16 protein-coding genes are annotated in these 20,605 nt (G+C 37.5%); 11 read left to right on the top strand and 5 right to left on the bottom strand.

Annotation, left to right across the window (positions count from 1 at the left end):
- Window positions 1–397 precede the first annotated feature (397 nt).
- A complete protein-coding gene (locus tag ACMZ42_RS15710; RefSeq protein ID WP_402874514.1) occupies window positions 398–1,489 on the bottom strand; it encodes an extracellular solute-binding protein in 1,092 nt (363 codons plus the stop codon).
- Between the two features lie 1,135 nt (window positions 1,490–2,624).
- Here ACMZ42_RS15710 and ACMZ42_RS15715 point away from each other — a divergent pair.
- Entirely contained in the window at window positions 2,625–5,627 is a 3,003-nt protein-coding gene (locus ACMZ42_RS15715; protein WP_415731972.1) for an InlB B-repeat-containing protein, read from the top strand.
- Between the two features lie 57 nt (window positions 5,628–5,684).
- Here ACMZ42_RS15715 and ACMZ42_RS15720 read toward each other — a convergent pair whose 3' ends face one another.
- On the bottom strand, window positions 5,685–6,602 hold the full coding sequence (locus tag ACMZ42_RS15720; protein ID WP_370079562.1) for an EamA family transporter: 918 nt from the start codon (window positions 6,600–6,602) through the stop codon (window positions 5,685–5,687).
- An 18-nt stretch (window positions 6,603–6,620) separates the two neighbouring features.
- Entirely contained in the window at window positions 6,621–7,184 is a 564-nt protein-coding gene (locus ACMZ42_RS15725) for a GNAT family N-acetyltransferase (RefSeq protein ID WP_370079564.1), read from the bottom strand.
- A 167-nt stretch (window positions 7,185–7,351) separates the two neighbouring features.
- On the opposite strand from ACMZ42_RS15725, the gene ACMZ42_RS15730 reads away from it, so the two are divergent.
- The 7 genes from ACMZ42_RS15730 (at window position 7,352) to ACMZ42_RS15760 (ending at window position 14,001) form a co-directional block, all read left to right on the top strand.
- A complete protein-coding gene (locus tag ACMZ42_RS15730; RefSeq protein ID WP_370079566.1) occupies window positions 7,352–8,299 on the top strand; it encodes a carbohydrate kinase family protein in 948 nt (315 codons plus the stop codon).
- A 20-nt stretch (window positions 8,300–8,319) separates the two neighbouring features.
- Entirely contained in the window at window positions 8,320–8,751 is a 432-nt protein-coding gene (locus ACMZ42_RS15735) for a dual specificity protein phosphatase family protein (RefSeq protein ID WP_370079568.1), read from the top strand.
- Window positions 8,752–9,197: 446 nt separating this feature from the next.
- The gene (locus ACMZ42_RS15740) at window positions 9,198–10,883 is read left to right on the top strand and encodes a hypothetical protein (RefSeq protein WP_415731973.1); all 1,686 of its coding nucleotides are present in this window, start codon (window positions 9,198–9,200) and stop codon (window positions 10,881–10,883) included.
- Window positions 10,884–11,132: 249 nt separating this feature from the next.
- Complete coding sequence (locus ACMZ42_RS15745) at window positions 11,133–11,336, top strand: PLDc N-terminal domain-containing protein (protein WP_370079572.1); 204 nt, start codon at window positions 11,133–11,135, stop codon at window positions 11,334–11,336.
- Complete coding sequence (locus tag ACMZ42_RS15750; protein WP_370079574.1) at window positions 11,333–12,226, top strand: ATP-binding cassette domain-containing protein; 894 nt, start codon at window positions 11,333–11,335, stop codon at window positions 12,224–12,226. The genes ACMZ42_RS15745 and ACMZ42_RS15750 overlap by 4 nt, the downstream gene beginning before the upstream one ends.
- Entirely contained in the window at window positions 12,223–13,005 is a 783-nt protein-coding gene (locus ACMZ42_RS15755) for an ABC transporter permease (RefSeq protein WP_370079576.1), read from the top strand. The genes ACMZ42_RS15750 and ACMZ42_RS15755 overlap by 4 nt, the downstream gene beginning before the upstream one ends.
- Before the next feature lie 282 nt (window positions 13,006–13,287).
- The gene (locus ACMZ42_RS15760) at window positions 13,288–14,001 is read left to right on the top strand and encodes a CBS domain-containing protein (RefSeq protein ID WP_370079577.1); all 714 of its coding nucleotides are present in this window, start codon (window positions 13,288–13,290) and stop codon (window positions 13,999–14,001) included.
- An 18-nt stretch (window positions 14,002–14,019) separates the two neighbouring features.
- Here ACMZ42_RS15760 and ACMZ42_RS15765 read toward each other — a convergent pair whose 3' ends face one another.
- Window positions 14,020–14,745: a DUF421 domain-containing protein gene (locus tag ACMZ42_RS15765; protein WP_370079579.1), complete on the bottom strand. Its 726-nt coding sequence runs from the start codon at window positions 14,743–14,745 to the stop codon at window positions 14,020–14,022.
- A 118-nt stretch (window positions 14,746–14,863) separates the two neighbouring features.
- Between ACMZ42_RS15765 and ACMZ42_RS15770 the strand changes: the two genes are divergently transcribed.
- Complete coding sequence (locus ACMZ42_RS15770) at window positions 14,864–16,069, top strand: MFS transporter (RefSeq protein WP_402874540.1); 1,206 nt, start codon at window positions 14,864–14,866, stop codon at window positions 16,067–16,069.
- 217 nt (window positions 16,070–16,286) lie between these two features.
- On the opposite strand, the gene ACMZ42_RS15775 is transcribed toward ACMZ42_RS15770, so the two are convergent.
- Window positions 16,287–16,973, bottom strand: a complete 687-nt coding sequence (locus ACMZ42_RS15775; RefSeq protein WP_402874543.1) for a histidine kinase — start codon at window positions 16,971–16,973, stop codon at window positions 16,287–16,289.
- A gap of 807 nt (window positions 16,974–17,780) precedes the next feature.
- Between ACMZ42_RS15775 and ACMZ42_RS15780 the strand changes: the two genes are divergently transcribed.
- Window positions 17,781–20,195 (top strand): Na+/H+ antiporter subunit A, encoded by a 2,415-nt coding sequence (locus tag ACMZ42_RS15780; RefSeq protein WP_415731974.1) that lies wholly within the window; start codon window positions 17,781–17,783, stop codon window positions 20,193–20,195.
- Window positions 20,182–20,604 carry a Na(+)/H(+) antiporter subunit B gene (locus ACMZ42_RS15785; RefSeq protein WP_349661496.1) on the top strand — a complete coding sequence of 141 codons (423 nt, stop codon included), beginning with the start codon at window positions 20,182–20,184 and terminating at the stop codon, window positions 20,602–20,604. Before ACMZ42_RS15780 ends, ACMZ42_RS15785 begins: the two co-directional genes overlap by 14 nt.
- Window position 20,605 lies beyond the last annotated feature (1 nt).

Genomic DNA, 20,605 nt, shown 5'->3' on the forward strand with positions numbered 1-20,605 from the left:
TAGATGTCTTATGATATTAAAAGGCTCATCACCATAACGTGGGGTTGATTTCCGTTCCGATTGGGCGCTTTGTTGCTGACGCTTCGCTTTCGCACAGATAAAACATTTGCCGCTGACGCTTCGCTTTCGCGCAGAGCAGAGCTTCCTGGGGGCGTCCGATGAGCCGCTTCGCTTCGCTGCAGGGTCTCGGGCCAACACGATGTTGGTCACGAAGGCGTTATCACAGGATGTGATGGTTTTAGCCTTCGTTCCTCTATCGCTGATCCCCAAGGAGTCGCCCAGTCTCCACTCCAATCAACTTATATGCATGACATACGTTTTAACAAATATCATTCCTGATTTTTTGTGAGTAACCTGTTAGCAACATAGGACAGGTTCACAACTTTTTAATTCTCGATCACTTTTTTCCGCGCCCTTTAATATTATTATCCCAATGCTCCATCCATTCTGCTTCTTTATCAGTCATGAGTTTCCAGTCTATATCAAACGTTTTTAAGTCTAATTCTTTATACCACTCAGGCATTGCAGCTTTATCGATATCGGAGCGAGTAGGAATTTGATAGTAATCGTTTGCTAGCTGAGTGACCATTCCTTTTTCAAATAAGAACTCTACGAAGAGCTTTGCATTTTCTAAGTTTTTGGCATTATTGACAACAGCAACACCATCAACTAAAATCGGTGCACCACTTTTCGGATAAATATAATCAAACGGATAATCAGTCGTATATTTCTTTAATAAAATATCTTGTAAATTCCATAAAGAAATACTGCCTTCTTGTCGTGTCATCTTTAAATAAAGTGCATTTGGATCTTGTGTATATTCCTTCGTGTTGGCATCTAATTTTAATAACCAATCGTAGCCCTTCTCAGGCGAATCTGCACCTTGACGTAAAATCATAGATGAATAAATAGTACGCATCGTCCCAGATGCTAACACACCACGAATTAAAATTTTATCTTTCCACTTTGGATCTAATAAATCATCCCAATCTTGTGGACCCGTTTCTTTCGTTAATACATCCTTGTTAATCATAATGACTTCTGGCAGTAACATTTCACCAAACCAACGACCATCTTGATCTTTATAAGCCGCATCAATGGAGTCGTTAAAGCTAGGCTTCCAAGCTTGAAGCAAACCTTCATTGGCGCCTACAGTTAGTGCAGATTGCGTACCGCCCCACCAAAAATCAGCTTGAGGATTTGCTTTTTCACCACGTAGGCGTTCTAAAATTTGCTGTGCGCCCATCGTTAAAAATTCCACTTCAATGTCCGGATACTTTTCATTAAACTGATCGATTACCTTTTGCACCATCTCTTCATCGCGTCCTGTATAAATAACAAGCTTTCCAGATGGCGTAGCCGCTACATCGGTCTTTTCAGAACTGGACGTTTTGCCGCTATCTTTTGTAGCAGCCTTGTCACTACTACAAGCAGCTAAGACGATAACCATCAGCACAAGTAAAAAACCGAAGATACGTGTTCTCTGCATAATCTTCCTCCTCCCTATAGTGAAAAACTTACATACTATCAGTATAATACTAAAACCCAACATTAATGTTAGAATAATTAAAAAATTATAATTAGATTCATCATAACTATGTAAATACTAGATAGCAATAGTGCTTCACTAAAGTTGGAAACTCTTTAAAGTAGCGGAGAGTTTCAAGTTTAAGAGTTTTGAGGATAGATTATTACGAAAGTGAACAAATGTTGATTTTGGGGATTTTGAAAGGAATCCCTAAATCATGATTCTAGGCAAACAGATTAGTTCGGTTGTGGTCCGCTCTCTATCAAGTAGAGAATGGGAATTCTCAAAAATGTTTAAAGCAGCTTAAGCCCGGTATTTTAGTGGGTTTAAGCCGTTTAATCGTTCTTAAATAAATAGATTTTATCTGTCTATTGATCGTCAGATTGGATGTGAATTTGAAACTCTTATTACTACAAAATTGAAATTATCACGTTTTGTTTAAAAACCAACAAATATTGATTTTGTCTTGTAGTAGGTGGAGAAAAGTCCTTTCTTTATGAGGTAATTCCTAGTGAACATCACCTGATTCAATCTCAAAAATAAGGTTGAACATAATTATCATAATGATGCAAATAAGTAGTTTATCAAAATATGTTCAAAAGTAAGCAAAGATTGATTTGCATTTTTTTCAGTAGATTTTAATTTTAATGAGCAAAATCTTAAATCTTTAAGATTTAAGATAGAAGGATGTTTTTTTTGTTTTTAAAAATGGAATAATTTTTCAAAAAAAGTGTTGAAAAATGGTTCGTGATGATTCTACTGTTGCAAGAATCCAGGAGTGGTACCATCACTAACTCTGGGGTATGTCATTGCACAAGATTCAATTCGCACTAGGTAATTGCAAGCGACGAAAAGTAAAAAAATACTTAAAAGAGGGAAAATATGTTTAAAGAGGTTCGGTTAGAGGTATAGATTAAGTGTAAAAAGTAAATAATCTTGTATTTGTGATAATAGTATTGATGTTTCTAAGTATTTCTTTTTCATTCATCTAATACGAAAACGCAAGCTGATCAGAGCAAGAGGAAGTTAACTTTTTTGTATGTTGACCCTGATTTAGAAGTGATACCAGAGTTTAGTTTTGAAAGGAGATTACTAAATGAAAAAAGCCTTTTTAGTATTAGTTTCCACGCTTTTAGTGTTTTCTCAATTGTCATTGGGCAGCCTATCTGTTTATGCGATAAGCAATGCGGAGAATGATATTGTAACGCCGAATGATGAAGATGAAAGCGAAGCATTAAACAACGAAGATGAAACTGTAACATCAAATAATGAAGTCGATCATATAGCCCCAATTGAAAATGAAAAAGGGAACGGAGCACCAAGTGATAATGATGAAAATGAAACACTAGGTAATAATGAAGAAAATGGCAAAGCACCAAACAATGAAGATGAAGTCTCAGCAATAAATGAAAATGAAGATGAGTTCATAACGCGAAGTATGTTCAATGGTGTTGTCATTACGGGCTATAAGGGTTCTTCAAAGGATATCGTTATCCCTGATGAAATCAATGGTAAACCAGTTTTAGAAATAGGATACAGAGCATTTGCTAATAAACGACTCACAAATGTAGAAATGCCATCAAGTGTGACAACGATAGGAATCGGTGCATTTGCTGATAATCAATTAACAAGTGTAGAAATACCATCAAGCGTAGCAACGATAGGAGATCGTGCATTTGCTGATGATCAATTAACAAGTGTAGAAATACCATCAGGTGTGACAACGATAGGAGAGAGAGCATTTGCTGATAATCAATTAACAAGTGTAGAAATACCATCAAGCGTGACAACAATAGGAATCGGTGCATTTTCTGAAAATCAATTAACAAGTGTAGAAATACCATCAAGCGTGACAAAGATAGGAAGCAGTGCATTTTCTAAAAATCAATTAACAAGTATAGAAATCCCCTCAAGAGTGAAAAAGATAGAACCATTTGCATTTACTGATAATCAATTAACAAGTATAAAAATCCCCACAAGCGTGACAACGATAGAAATCGGTGCATTTTCTGAAAATCAATTAACAAAAATAGAACTACCCCCAAGTGTGACGACGATAGGAAACAGTGCATTTTCTGAAAATCGATTAACAAGTATAGAACTATCCTCAGGCTTAGAAACGATAGGAGAGCGAGCATTTTTTAGTAATCAATTAACAAATATAGAGATCCCCACAAGCGTAAAAACGATAGAAAACTATGCATTTGCTTATAATCAGATGACAAGTGTAGAAATCCCCGCAAGTGTGACCACAATAGAATCGGAAGCATTTAGTTATAATCAATTAGATTTTATAACCTTTCATGGAGTACATGAATTCCAATGGGCTACAACTCCTTTTAAATTTCAATTTAAGAGTGGGAAATCCTTTTTGGGATGGTTTGAAGATGAAGATTATACGATAAACTGGAGTGATACTGTATCCAAACCAATGACTGTTTACGCTAAGTGGAGTCCTCTTGCTGTCATGTTTGATACCGATGGAGGAAACGAAGTTCCATCCCAAACAGTAGAACATGGTGAATTAGTGAAAATACCATCCTCTCCAGTAAAAGCGGGATACACATTTGAAGGCTGGTATAAGGATAAAGGGCTGATAGAAGCATGGAATTTCGATCAGGATGTAGTGAAAAAAGATATCACGCTATACGCTAAATGGTCGAAAGAAAGCTTCATCGTTACTTTTGATGCCAATGGCGGAAGTGAAGTTCCATCCCAATCTGTAGAATATGGTGAATTTATAAAAGCACTATCTAATCCAGTAAAAGCAGGATACACATTTGCAGGTTGGTATAAAGATAAGGAACTGACAGAAGTATGGAATTTCGATCAAGATGTAGTGAAAAAAGATATCACACTACATGCTAAATGGTCGAAAGCAAGTTACATTGTTACATTTGATTCCAATGGAGGAAGCGAAGTTTCTTCACAAAAAGTGGGATATAACGAATTAGTGAAAGTACCAGCTGCTCAGAAGAAGAAAGGTTATACATTCGACGGCTGGCACAAAGATAAAGAATTGACAGTACCATGGGATATTGCAAAAGACGTAGTGACCCAAAATGTTACGTTATATGCGAAATGGATAAAGGATAACACAGCAGGTGGAGGATCTGGCTGGACGCATCTAAATACTGTCACTTTTGACTCCAATGGTGGGAGTGAAGTACAGCCACAAACAGTTGGATTTAATGACCTAGTGAAGGCCCCAACTACTCTAATGAAGGATGGCTATCAATTTACTGGCTGGTATAAGAATGCAGAGCTTAAAAATGTATGGGACTTTGCGAAAGATAAAGTAACATCAGACATAACGTTGTATGCGAAATGGACAAAGGATAATGTGTCAGAAGGTAGTTTTATCGTTACTTTTGATTCAAACGGAGGTAGTAAAATCCCGTCACAAACAGTGGTGTATAAAGCTTTAGTGAAGGCTGCTTCTAAACCAACGAAGGAAGGCCACATATTTATCGGCTGGTATAAAAATAAAGACTTCACAAAGGCATGGGATTTTGCGAAAGATGTAGTCACAGCAGACATAACGTTATATGCTCGATGGATGAAAGAGAGTAGTGGCTGTGATATTACTTTCAATGATATTTCCACGAACTGGGCACAAGATATGATTAAAGAAGTTGCCAAGCGATGCATTATTAAAGGTTATCCAGATGGCACTTTCCGACCAAACGATCTGGCTCAACGTCAGCATGTGGTGCTTATGATTGACCGTGCGTTACAACCAACACCAATTCGAGAGGCTGTATCATTTTCGGATGTACCTAAAAACCATGTATATTATGAACAAATTACACGACTGCAACGAGCAGGTATCGTGGATGGTACAAACGGAACTTTCCGCCCAGATGCATATATAACACGTGCCCAAATGGCAAAAATGATGGTGATTGCATTTGGCCTAACGCCAGAGGGCAATAGTACGTTCAAGGATGTCGATCCATCACACTGGGCGAGTGGATACATTGCTACACTAGCGGACCATAACATTGCACTAGGCGATGAGAACGGTAATTTTAGACCGGATGAAAACTTAACACGCGCACAATTTACAGCGTTTATGTACCGAGCGCTTGGTTTATAAAAGAAATAAGGGAGATGTATCAAAAAAATGATATATCTCCCTTTCTAATCAAAGTATTTACTTACTAATAGGCTCTAAAGATTTTTGCTTTTGTCGTCGTTGCGAAAGTATTGTCGGTAACATCATACCTAAAATAACCAAAATAATACCCGCTATTTGTAAAGAAGTTAATGGTTCATGGAGAACAATAACTGAAACGGTTACAGCAACAGGCAACTCCATAGCACTTAAAATAGAGGCAAGAGCTCCTCCCACTTTCGGAACAGCTATAGAGAATAAATAAATTGGCAAAATAATACCGAAGAGTCCCAGTGCTAGTCCGAATTTCCATAACCCCCCGGCAAATAATTTACCGTTCCAAAGTACTTCAGGGTTTAGGAAAATACTAATCATGATCAGAGCGACAAAGGAAACAATCAACACTCGTGATGTAGTTGTAATACCTTCCACGTGACGAGAGTTAAATTGGATAAAGCAAGCAAAAGTAAAGGCAGCAGCAAAACCTAGTAGCCAGCCTTGAATAGCAATACCGCTTAAATCTACATTTAGTACACCAGCAGCTAAAATAGTTCCGGCAAATAATACAATGATGGAAATCACTTCAGCCCGACTTGGTAAGCGTTTATGAAGTGCGCAATCTATTAATAAGCCGATCCATGTGAATTGGAAGAGCATTACTACTGCAAGAGAGGCTGGTAGATACTTTAATGATTCGCCGTATATAATTCCTGTAGTTCCGGTAAATATCCCGGCGCACACCAAAATAAGCAGTCCCTTTTTAGAAAGCTTCGGTAATTGTCTTTGTGTCACTATAAAAATAGTTGCAACAAGCATAAAGCCAATAATATATTGACTTGATACTGCCTCTCCTGTTGTAAAGCCATGCTGCATAGCTACTTTGACAATTGTCGATAGTACACCGTAGCTACTAGAAGCAATGACAATTAAAAGAGGATAAAATAAATTTTTCTTCATGTTTTTTTGTTTCACTTCCTAAAATTGCTTTACCATATGATGAAATGGCTCATCAATTATGGACCATGGCTCTGTAATGACAAAGCCCATGCGTTCATAAAGGCGACGAGCGTCTTCTTTTTCCGTTTCAACATTTAATGATAATTTTGTATAGCCTCGTTTTTGTGTTTCCTCTATGGAAAATTGTAGTAATGATGTTCCTATCCCTTTACCACGAGCTTCTGGTGCTACACAAATAGTATCAATATAATATTCATCTTCATGAGCTTCTTTATCGATGATGATGGATGGCGCATTTTTTTCTTCAAGCCATTTTACGAGATTTGCATCCATATGAATGGCTTCGACACCATTATAGTAAACAAGAGTTCCTAATACTTGCTCATTCTCAATAGCAACAAAAGTATTTAAATAGGAATGTCGATTGTCCTCACGCTTGAATAGTACAGTAAGTTCTTGTTCAACGGCTTTCGCTGTTTGTTCACCTGTTAAACGGTTGGCAATATCACCAATCGCATCAATAATTAATGGTACAACGGCATGGGCATCCTGTGGTTGCGCTTGTCGAATTGTAATACTCATTGTCAAAATCCCCACCTTTCTATAGGCAAGTATAACAAAGATAGAGCATGACTCAAGTTTTTGAGTAAATGGTGATATTCTGATACTATTTTTCCGAAAGTTTAAAACTTTATACGATATCAGATTTCGTGTTAATCTATAATGACTAGAGTTTCGGGAGGACAACAATGACAAAGGAAGATAAGGATTATATTTTAGTTTATGGAGATGCTTTTATTGACTATATCGCTGATGATGTAACAAACACATCATTTACTAAATATATGGGTGGCGCAACAGTAAATGTTGCTGCGGGAATTAGCCGTATCGGGGCTCCATCGTCATTGATTACGATCACAGGAGATGACGAAGGTTCTCAGTTTGTTCGAGATGGCCTTGCACAAGAAGGGGTAAGCCTAGATTATGCAGTATTTAACCCTACGAAGCGTGTTAGCGGTGTCTATGTACATTTAACAGAAGCATGTGAGCGAATTTTTAAAGATTATGTCGATGAGACGCCAGATTTACAAGTAGAAGCAACACACTTAAATGAAGCAGCATTTAAACATGCATCTGCTCTAACTGTGTGCTCAGGTACAATGTTCCATCCTACAGCCCTTGATACAACACGCGCTGCTGTAGAGATGGCAAAGGAAAAAGGGGCAATTATCGCAATGGATGCGAATATTCGTCCTCTACGCTGGAGCAGTGAGCAGGTTTGCCGCGAAACGATCACGTCATTTTTTGAGCACGTAGATATTTTAAAGGTAACTGATGAAGAATTATTTTTCCTGACAGAAACAACTAGCTTGGAAGAGGGAATTGAGCAATTAAACAGTTATTTAGTGCCTATTATTTTAGTAACAGTAGGGGAAAATGGCACATATGCGGTATTAAATGGTGAGGTTATCCATGTACCGACAGAAAAGGTTGTGCCAGTAGATACTACAGGTGCCGGAGATGCATTTATGGCTGGTGTATTACGCGATGTTCATTATAATGGTTTACCTACAACGGAAGAGGAACTTGTTCGTTGTGTAAGCTTTGGTAATAAGCTTGGTGCTTTAGCAGCTACTAAAGCAGGGGCATTAACGGCTCTTCCATTTTATGATGATATTAAGCATTTACTTAAATAGTCGTTTGGAGCGTGCATACAATGGAGAAAAATTACGATGTATTAGTGAAGGATCGATTATTCTTTGGCGGTGCGAAAGATGCAGATTTAGCTTTTGAACAAGAAACGGTTGATATCGTCATTGATGTTCGAGTAAATGGCTTATCTAATGAGGAGCAAGAAGCGGCTTCATATGCGTACAAGCATATGCCAATTGCTGATGAGGACATAGAAGTAGCGCCATCTATTCAAAAAGTTGCGAAAGAAATTGTTTCTGCCTATGAGAATGGGCAGAAAGTGTACTTCCATTGCGGAAGCGGGGGAGGTCGCGCTGGAGTGGCTGCCACTGCTGTATTAATGGAGCTTGGCATGGCCAATTCTCTAGAGGAAGCGGAAGTGGCCGTAAAGAACGCCCGCCCACAAGTAACAATTCGTCCAAAAATGGCAGATGCGTTGCAGAAGCTATACAAATAAATGAGAAGATGTACCAAAAGGTTATTTCAACTTTGGTACATCTTCTTTTTTAGTTAGTGAATTATACATTTTTGCGCTTTGAATAGTGGATGTCGATAAAAAATCAATTATGCCTCGGCATAATTGCGTCCGGAATCGCCTTTGTGCTCGCACAAAGAACTCCTTTCTGATTCCGTGACATCTGCCGCAGGCTTTAACTTCTTTCAGCGGACGTTTGGACACCCGCTGAAAGAAGTTAAAAGTTGGGTGATAAAACGTGAAAGTTCATCGATAAAACTAAAAAGTTGGGCGATAATTCCTGAAAGTGTTCCGATAAAACTAAAAAGTTGGATATACAACCCCACGTTATGGTGATCAGCACAAAAAATAATAAATTGGTTTATTTTTGGAAATATTTTTCACTTTAATGTTTGTAAGTTGAAAATACAAATTTAGGAGTGAATCAATTGACTACATTTACACCCTTACAAGAGGCTCAAGCCTTTACAGAAGCTTTTCTATTGTCTAACGAGCAGGAATCTTTAAACCATCCTTATAAGAAGGATAAAGGTCGATATCCACGAGTGCGGAAATTTTTCCAAAATCATTTATTAAATGGTACAGGTGATGCTTCCACATATCAACAAGGTGTTGGGCAATTAATGATGTTCTGCGCCCAGTTCGCTCAACAAAAGGCATTGGTTGGAGAGCGTGATGCAGTTTACAAGGAAATGGTTAATACGGTTATTCCTAAGCTTTTGGAAAGAACATATAATTTCCCGTCAATCAATCCATTAGCAGGCTTTCTTTATCTTGGTGTAGCAATGCTTAAGAAGTTGGATGAATCTCAAAGTGATGTATCACTTTTTAATGTAGATGAGTTGTTAGTGCGATACCGAGACTATTTTGCTAATGAAGTATTAAGTTCTATAGAATACCATGCTTTAATGTATCATCGGACTCCGTCTGCTTGGACATACAATGATTCAGAAAAAGCGTACCGTTTTGCTACTGGACCATATTCGGGTCAAATAGGATATTGGATAATTACCGCAGATTTATCCACCGATCCTCAAAAAAAATACTTAGAGATGCCAACAGTTCTTGACAGCTCAGGACAAGTTTCTTTTGCTGCTATTCAACCAGGAACAAGTGGTAGAGATTATATAGATCACCATTCCTATTTCAACACTAAAAACCAGCGATTTATTCTTAACGAATCGCTAAATACAATTGCTTTATGGATGGCGGCACATGTTTATGATGTAAAAGTGAATAAGACTGGAGCTTCATTAAATCCTGCCTATAACTTGAAAAATGCTATCAGAGATGTTCTTAGCTATACCCATTGGGGTTCAAATACGTCAGTTGCTAATGATTCTAAAGGGTGTTTTCAACAAGAGCCTTTTAACGATGCATTAACTGCTAAAAGAGTTCTTCCGGTTCATGGATATTCCGAAGTAAACTTAACGAATAATATGCTGCGATCTCGATTTGATTCTCCAGCATATAATACATTTGCAATGACATTCTTACAAATCTTTGCAAGCTTGATTGAAAATCCAACAGTTTCATCATGGTACAATCTTGTTCCAAATTCTGATTCGGATTCTGGAATTATGGTCGCTCAGATGATTAATACCTACCAAGATATTTTTACAAACTATTCAACTATCAAAAACACTTTAATTAATAATTTGTTTAGCAAAGCTAAATATTGGGGTATGTACATTCCGGAAAATGCTATGTTAGGTTCATCCGAGTTGATTAAAAATCCGTGGCAAATACCTAATAAGGGCGAGGGGATCAATCAAGCCATGGTCGGGTTGTTCAATGTTTATCCTGGATTCACAGGTCAAGGATTTGCAAGTATAAATAATAAAATCGGGGAAGCAGTTAAACTCCAACTTGAAGTTGGTCGAGCATTACATGGTCAAAGTACCTTCCCATCACACGGTCGTTCAGGTCTTTGGGATTTAGCTCGCTTAGATATATTAGCTGATGCTTCAAATACAGGTGGGACTGTTAGCTCGGCTACAGACCTAACAACTACTGATAAAGAATCTCCAAACTGTGCTGGAGCACGTCGCACATTCTACGCTTTAGCTATGGCGTTAGCAGTCGATGGTCCTAACGGTTTTGATTCGAATTAATGTATACCCAATTTAGGTGGAAGAAACATATGGATGATATTTGTTAAATTGATCAGAGTGAAGGCTGAGTGACTCCTTGGGAATCAGGATCATTGATGAGATCTTGTAGCGCAAGCGATGCGGCTCATCGGACGCCCCGGGAAAGTGCTCAGCCGGAATGTTTGTAACTGCAGATACATAAATTTGTGCTATACATATTAGAACAGATTTTGTTATAGTGATAATATAACAAAGATGAGGTGAATCTGTATGATGGAGGAGTTAGCGAAAGTTCCATGGGCAGTCATAGCACCACTAATAGTGGTTCAATTTATTTTAATGATTGTAGCTTTAGTTGATTTACGTAAAGTCCATGCAACAAATGGGCCTAAAATTTTATGGGTGTTTCTTATTGTTTTTACTAGTTATATTGGATCGATTGCATACTTTATAGTTGGGAGAAAGCAATCATGACGATATTATTTCAGGTAACAGGACTTACAAAGCAATTTGCAGAGAGAGTAGTTGTGGATGGAATCGAGTTCACACTAGAAAAAAACACATCGACAGCTTTAATTGGGCCTAATGGCGCTGGTAAAACTACGACATTATCGATGCTAACAGGTTTATTAAAACCAACCTCCGGAAGTGTAAAAATGCTGGATGGTGATGTAAGAGCTAATATTGGTTTCTTGCCACAATATCCGCAATTCCATCCTTGGTTAAGTGCGTTAGAGTTTACTGAAATGGCGGCAAAGTTAAATGGTGTGCCAGCAAAAAAAGCAAAAGCAGAAGCACAAAAAACACTTGAGTTTGTAGGTCTAGGTAATGATTTAAATAAGAAAATTTCCACGTTTTCTGGTGGCATGAAGCAACGGCTTGGAATTTCCCAGGCAATTGTTCATAAGCCTAAATTACTGTTATTGGATGAACCTGTGTCTGCATTGGATCCAGTAGGTCGTAGGGAAGTTCTTGATTTATTGAAGGGCTTACAGCAAGAAACAACTATTTTATATTCAACACATATTTTAAATGATGCCGAAGAGATGACAGATCAATTATTATTTTTACGTGATGGAAAGCTAGTAGAACAGGGGACATTACGTGAAGTTCGACAACGTTTCGATGAACCAAATTATGTTGTAGAATTTAGCACTGAAAATGAGGCGCAACTTTTTGCCAGTCAATCTGAACTTAGAGGAGAGATAAAGGGCAATCATGTATATATAGAAATTATTGATGAGCAACCGAGTATGCAGGATCTGCTTCAACATTTGAGTAGATATCCTTATAAAATACGAAAAGTGGAGCGACAAACAGCATCACTTGAAGAGATTTTCATGAAGGTGGCGAGAAAAATATGAGAGGATTTACTGTACTTCTGCAAAAGGAATTCAGAGAAGCTTGGCGAAGCTGGAAGTTTTTATGGATACCTCTTGTATTTGCTTTGCTCGGCATGAGCGATCCACTAACAAACTATTATATGATGGATATTTTAAATGCTGTTGGTAACGTACCAGAAGGCTTTGAAATGTTGATGCCTGAATTAATGCCGGTTGACCTAATACAAGCCTCCATTGGACAGTTTCAAACGATAGGTTTACTCGTATTAATGGCTACTTTCGTAGGAGCCATTAGTAAAGAAAGAACAAGTGGAATGGCTACTTTATTGTATGTCCGTCCTATATCGTTCAGCGCTTATTTTATGAGCAAATTTATCGTCATGAGTACTGTTGGCCTTGTTAGTATTTTAGCTGGTTTCGCTGCGAGCATATACTATACGGTCGTGCTTTATGGAACATTAGAGATAGGGCCACTCGTGGCAAGTTTTTTCACGTATTTTTCTTGGCTACTCTTAGTGATAGCGGTGACATTAATGATGAGTGCTGCCTTTAAAACAGTGGTAGCAACAACATGTGCATTCGCTGTCATATTTATTGGGCAAATATTAGATTCTTTAGTGGGAGCATTTTGGACAATATCACCGTGGAAATTACCGGTATATGGCGTTCAATTAATGAGAGGCACAATGGAGATGTCGGATTATTGGTGGAGTCTATCTCTAACATTAGTTATCTCAATAATTTGTGTGAGTATAGGAATTTTGACAATGAAGAAAAATGCATCGATGACGAAAATTTAAAGGAAATATACCTTGCTAATAGAAAACTATAGGGTACTTAGCTACATGGTTAAAGTAAGAATTTCATGTCTGTTGAAGTGCTATTCCGTTACACATAAGTAACTTTATTTTAATGGTTTAATCATATTTAAGAGCATCAACCTGGTAAATTCCTACCGAGTTGATGCTTTTTTATCTAAGAACTGTTCTTGGAATATCCATAACTTAGGAATATAATGTAGCTATAACCCGCGATTTGTCGAACAACTCGGAAAATACATATATAAATATAAGTAGGAGGATGTGGATAAATTGGCTACAGAAAATTCCGATCGCTTTCTTACGGCGTTTAATCGGATAGATCATAGGTTAAGAGATATTGTTGGTGCAAAGGACTTTATGCCCTTTTATCGTCTTATCGATCAAGCTAAGAAGAAGGATGTACTAGTTCGTAAATACGAAGACGACTTGCGCTCTTATGCAGATTTACGAAATGCCATTGTTCATCATCGCACGTCGTTAGAATTTGTCATTGCTGAACCACATATAGACGTGGTGGAAAGAATTGAATATATAGATGCAACACTTGCTAAGCCAACACTAGTTGGTCAAATGTTTCATAAAAAAGTACTAGTTTTTCAGGAAAGGGATTCACTGAAACATGCGTTAAAAGTTATACGTCATCGTAAATTTACACAGTTCCCTGTATATCATAAAGATCAATTTAAAGGGCTTGTGACGACAGTAGGAATTACAAACTGGTTAGCTACGATGATGGGAGGCGATCAAATACCTAAGAAGATTCCGACCTTACATGATATATTAATGCATGAAAAGAATAGAGTGAATTATAAATTTGTAAGTAGATACATAAACATTTACGAAGCTGAAGATATTTTTAAACAAGGCGTAGAGCGGGGACGCCGCTTTGAAGCTTTATTAATAACGGAGCATGGGAAACCCCATCAAAAACTAATCGGCATTGTTACACCATTAGATATTGTAAAAATAGATTAAGCAAGACGAGACAAGCTGTTAAGAGCTTGATCGTCTTGCTTTATCCTTTAAGCTTACATATAAGGAACCGTTTCCTTGAACTTGAGCAAAATAAACATCTTCTACGGATTGGACGTTTTGCTTTTTCAGCTTTTTCATAAGCCAATCTTCAGTTAATTGGAGTTCAACTAAGTTTTCATAAATAACTTTCCCATCTGAAGCTACTTCTGTTGGTATATAGGTTGGTGGTGTGACATCGGCCTTTACATCTTGTTTTGTAGCTGGTTGTTCAGCAGGCCTTGGTAGTACACTTAGTTTACCCGTAGTTTCAAGTAACGCATATTGTACATCTTGTACAGAGAATACGGCTTGTTCCCTTAGCATCATCGCTAATTCATCCATATGCAAACGATTCTTCTTTAAGGCAGACTCTAAAATAATTCCATTTTGAATAAGGATTGTTGGCTTGTCATCAACAATTACACGAGCTTTTTTAGATTTAATGGTAATGATGGTCATTAAATATGTTAAAACGCTCCACCAAATGAGGGCAATGAGTCCATCTAAAAAGGGTGTCTCAGCCTGTGCTGCTATTTCTGATGCAATGGAACCAAATGTGATACCTGTTGTATAGTGGAAGAATGTAAGTTGTCCAAGCTGTTTTTTTCCTAGTAGTCGGGTTACGATGAGTAACGCAAAGAAGGAAAGTGTGGACCTAAGTATCATTTCCCAAAAATCAGCTTTAAAAAATTCGTCTATATTCATACATAAATCAACTCCCTTAAAACTGCTATTTCAATGAATAGCTTGTGCAAAAAGGTTAAGAGTATGCGACGATCTCTTATAAATGGAAATTGAATAAAATTGGAAAGTAGGTGGCGACATGAATAAGAAAATAGAAAATTTAAATAATCCAGTTTATCCAATTATGATTGCAATAGCTGTTGCCCATCTTATCAATGATACGATGCAAGCAGTTATTCCAGCGATGTTCCCGATATTGAAGAGTGATTTAGGGCTAACTTTCACACAAATAGGTCTTATTTCGTTCGCATTAAATATGTTTGCTTCTGCATTACAGCCAATTGTTGGTTTTGCTAGCGATAAAAAGCCGATGCCTTACGCACTACCGATTGGTATGGCAAGCTCATTCATAGGCATTGCTATTATAGCGTTCACATCACAATATTGGATAATTATTATTGCAGTATTATTTTTAGGGTTTGGCTCAGCTATTTTCCATCCTGAGGGTTCACGTGTTTCATTTATGGCAGCAGGCTCAAAAAGAGGACTTGCTCAATCGATTTATCAAGTTGGAGGTAACTCTGGGCAAGCGCTCGCACCACTAATTAGTGCTTATATTTTTGCTATTTTTGGACAACGTGGTGCCGCAATTGTCTTAGTAGTAGCAGCAATTGGTATTCTACTATTAAGTAAAATTGCAAAGTGGTATAAAAAGCAGTTGGAGCAAGAACGTATAGCAAAGAAAAAGCGAGTATTAGTTTCTAATTTGCCCCCATTAACAAAGAAACAAGTAGGTATTGCGTTGACGTTACTATTTACTATTATTTTTGCGAGATCATTTTATACAACTAATATTACAAGTTTTTATGTATTTTATTTAATGGATCATTATGGTGTTAGTCTTCGCCTTGGACAAATTTTAATTTTCACCTTTATGGCCTTTGGCGTCGTGGGCACATTTTTCGGAGGTTCATTATCAGATCGAATTGGTAGAAAAAACGTTATTATACTGTCTGTTGTTGTACCGATGCCATTTTGTTTAGCATTGCCTTATGTACCGTTATGGGCAGCAATGATATTTTTAGTGATTATCGGTACACTTATTATGATTAGCTTCTCGGTAACAGTTGTCTATGCACAGGAGCTTGTCCCGACAAAAATTGGTACAATGGCTGGTTTAACAACTGGTTTTGCTTTCGGAATGGGTGCAATCGGTGCGATGGTCATTGGTGTATTAATGGATCATAGGGGTATTGATTTTACGATGATGGTTGTATCTTTGCTACCATTATTATTACTAGTAGCATTTTTCTTACCTAAAGATAAACCGGCTTCAGCGGTGTAACGGTCAGGTAAGAGTGAAAGATAAAAATGCTACTCCTAATTGCATAAAGCTGTATGGTGATTTTTGAGAGGAGCATCGAAAACAGTCTATTTTCCTCCAAGCCCGCGGAAAGCGCCAACTCGGAGTGAAAATCAACTTTTGATTAATGCTACACTTTAATTTATATTCATTATTTTATAGATAAGCTAAAACGCGTTCTCAAGGGAACGCGTTTTTATTATTGACGTAATGGTGATAAAAATTCAGATGGAAGTTTTTCCTTATCTAGTATATAGCCCTCTGATATGTGAACTTCATGCATTTTATCATTGTAAGTGAATTTAAAAATACCATTATCAAAGTCAGTACCAATCTCTTTGAAGAATATACCTTCAATGGATACATATTTAGGACATGTAAATGCTACTTTAAAGTCTTCATGATCTTGGATTAAATAAGCACGCACACCTTTTTCATATGTATCGTTCGCATCATCGTCAGTTGGACGTTGGACAGCTACGATATGAAAATCAACAAAAGGAACCTCTTTTAATAAAACGTTTAGGAAGGAACCCTTTGTAATCTCTTCCCAGCGACTTTGTGCACTTTGACCTACGATAATTTGAGAAATCCCATAATTTTTTGCCACTTCTGCAATAACTTTTTGTATGGGACGCTTTTCATTATCTTGTAATATGAACTCTTCAATTTCAAGCTCATCAGATAACTTTTTCCATTGCTCAATGTAGCTAGATTTCTCTGCATCAAATGCATCAAGGGGTTGCGAATCGACCGAAAGAATATAGAGCGGACAATCTAACATTGTAGCCATTTTATGACCACGTCGTATTAATCGCTCACCATTAAGCCCATAGTAGACACAAACTAATATACTTTCGTCTAAACGCCCTTTTACATGCTTCATAAAAATTAACACCTCTTAATCTTGTCGTTATTTTGTCATTTCTACAGTCGGTTTTGAGAAAATTAGTCTAAAACAGCAAAAATCGATACTGATACAGTGCATTATGCTCATTTATATTGTATACTAAAAAGCGTATAAAAGTTAATGATAATATATTGAGAAAACCTTGTGGAAACAGGGATATCTCTATTCTTTACAGTTATTTGAATTATGCATTTCGTGCATTTGAACCAATTGCTTCTATATGCCACACTATTATGCAGTTAGATAAATAGTTAGTCAAGTGACTTGGTACGCCATAGTGACATGGATAGTGTGTACATATAATCTTTCCAAAAGTCATGCCATTTTCTAAAACACTCTAAGGCAATACGCTATTGGCTATTCAGGCTTCTCAGTAAATAAAGCTCATAGCCTGAAAAAATCCCCTGGTTTTATGCAGTGTAATCACCAAAATCCTGCATAAAATATGTGCTGAATGTTGAATGAACTAGATCTTTTCATTAAATCATTGATGACACTTCAACACATACCACTTACTTTCCAATTCAAGGAGTACACACTTTATTACATGAATCAAATTTCAAGAGAATTTCTAATATGTTAGTTAGCTTTATTCATCTTCAGTGAGTTTTTCAAATGATCTCCAGCAATTGTTATAGATTTTTGTGTGTGAAGCACAGTATAAAACAGTAGTAACTTCAGTAGATTTGGGAATACTTTATTATCGGTTGTTTTCTCATATCCACAGCTTTTCGCACCATATCAAACAGTTGCTGAACGAAATTGTTAGTAGGAGGTTTTCACTTGGTTACAGTTCTCTTTGCGATTCTTTTACCAATTGTCTGTGCTGCACTTATTCCACTACTTTATAGGCGACTAAGGCGTGTTGCACATCTTGGCTGGTTTGTTTTATCCGTTCCATTCATTTTGTTTCTTTTACTCGCGCGCTACATTCCTCAAATTGCCGAGGGTAAAACGTTTATTCATACATATGAGTGGATTCCCTCTTTTAATATAAATTTCACAACTTATCTCGACGGACTCAGTATGATTTTTGGCTTGCTGATTACGGGTGTAGGTAGTTTAGTCATTTTATATTCTATTTTTTATTTATCAACGAAAGAATCTCTTCACCATTTTTACTGCTATTTATTACTATTCATGGGCGCTATGCTTGGCGTCGTCTTTTCAGATAATTTAATGGTTTTATACACATTTTGGGAGTTAACAAGTGTGTCATCTTTCCTGTTAATTGCATTTTGGCATCATCGAAAAGCATCTCGTGCTGGTGCAAGGAAAGCTATGACAATTACCGTTTTTGGTGGCCTTTCAATGTTAGCAGGCTTTTTGATGCTCTATGTAGCTTCGGATACATTTAGTATCCGTGAAATCGTAGCTAATGTAGGCGTTATACGAGATCATACACTGTTTATCCCAGCGTTAATCCTTATTCTAATCGGTGCATTTACAAAATCTGCGCAGTTTCCTTTCCATATTTGGTTACCAGATGCAATGGAGGCGCCAACACCTGTTAGTGCTTACTTACACTCAGCAACAATGGTAAAGGCCGGTATATATTTAGTCGCACGTTTTTCTCCAGTATTTGGGGGAGAGGCTGTTTGGTTCTGGCTAGTAAGTGTTATTGGCCTTATAACGATGTTCTGGGGTTCATTTAATGCCGTGCGTCAAACCGATTTAAAGGCATTGCTGGCCTTTTCAACGATTAGTCAGCTTGGATTGATTATGAGTTTATTTGGGCTAGGATCAGTAGGCCATTATTACGGTTATGCTGCAGATACTGTTCTTTATACGCAGGCAAGCTTTGCGGCATTGTTCCATCTTATTAATCACTCCACGTTTAAAGGTGCGCTATTCATGATGGTCGGTATTGTCGATCATGAGGCAGGCACACGTGATATTCGCCGTCTTGGGGGATTAATGGCCATAATGCCGGTAACTTTTACAATTGCAGTCATTGGCGGATTTTCTATGGCCGGTTTACCTCCATTTAATGGCTTCTTAAGTAAAGAAATGTTTTTCACAGCGGTACTAGCGATTCGCAATGTAGAGGCATTTACAATTGCTGATTTAGGACTGCTCTTTCCAATAGTGGCATGGGTAGCAAGTATCTTTACATTTGTTTACTGTATGATTTTGATCAGTCGAACGTTTTTCGGAAAATTACAGCTAGATAAGTTGGATAAAAAACCGCATGAAGCTCCGTTAGGTATGCTATTTTCGCCAATCATTCTGTGCGTCTTTGTAGTTGGGATTTTCTTTTTCCCAAACGTGCTAGGGCATTATATTTTAGAGCCTGCTATGGCAAGTATTTATCCAACATTCCCATCAACTAGTGAATTAACACCACATATTCATGCTTGGCATGGCATTAATACAGAATTGTTAATGACTTTTGGTGTCATTATTATGGGGATCATCTTATTTAAAACGTTAAAAAGCTGGAAGCCTTTGTATCGGATATTCCCGCAAAGATATACGTTTAATACGTATTACAATCGTATGATTGAGTTTAGTGAAAATAGTTCTGCGAAGCTTACTAATCGTTATATGACAGGTAATTTAACGCATTATTTTGTCTATATCTATGTATTTTTTGTTGCGCTAATTGCAGGATATTTTATTTGGTCTGATGCTATTGCATTTAATTTTGCGAAAGATTCCACAATTGAGACTTATGAGCTCATTTTAGTGTTTGTGATGATGTTCGCTGCAGTGTGGATGATTTTCGCTAAAGGCCGCGTAACAGCCATGTTGTTGAATGGCGTACTTGGCTATTCAATCGCATTTTTCTTTGTAATTTTCCGTGCTCCTGATTTAGCATTAACCCAATTAGTCGTTGAATCTGTGACAACTGCTTTATTCCTTCTATGCTTTAAATATTTACCTGATTTAATGCCTGAAGCCTCTCGCAAAAAAATGCAATGGTCTAAGGTGATTATCTCCATTTTCGTTGGCGCAACAGTTACATTAGTAGGCTTAGCAGTTGTCCATTTCGATCACTTTGAGCCAGTAGCTACTTACTTCAATGATTCCTACGAGCTGGCGGGTGGTTCAAATATCGTCAACACCATATTAGGCGATTTCCGTGCATTTGATACGATGCTAGAAGTTGTCGTTCTTCTGATTGCTGGCTTAGGGGTGTATACATTAACGAAGCTAAAGCCACGAAAGGAGGAAGCGGATCATGAAAATAAATGACGTTATTTTACGTACGGTCACAAAGACAGTCGTCTTCATTATTTTAACTCTTGGTATTTATCTATTCTTTGCAGGGCATCATGCGCCGGGTGGAGGTTTTATAGGTGGTCTCGTGCTAGCCTCTGGCATTGTTCTACTGTATTTAGCGTATGACATTGAAACAGTGCATAAAGGGATGCCATTTGATTTTAAAAAAGTTGCAGCGCTTGGCGTATTACTGGCGACCGGCACAGCAATCGGCTCATTATTTTTTGATGTTCCGTTTTTAACGCAGACACATAGTTATATAAATGTACCGATCTTCGGGAAGATGGGCTTTTCGACTGTAACCATTTTCGAGGCAGGTGTGGCTTTAACGGTAGTAGGTGTTGTAGTCACAATTATTCTAAGTATAAGTGAGGATGAGTAGC

This window comes from Lysinibacillus sp. NPDC056185 (assembly GCF_047737915.1).
In the GTDB taxonomy this organism is placed as follows: domain Bacteria; phylum Bacillota; class Bacilli; order Bacillales_A; family Planococcaceae; genus Lysinibacillus.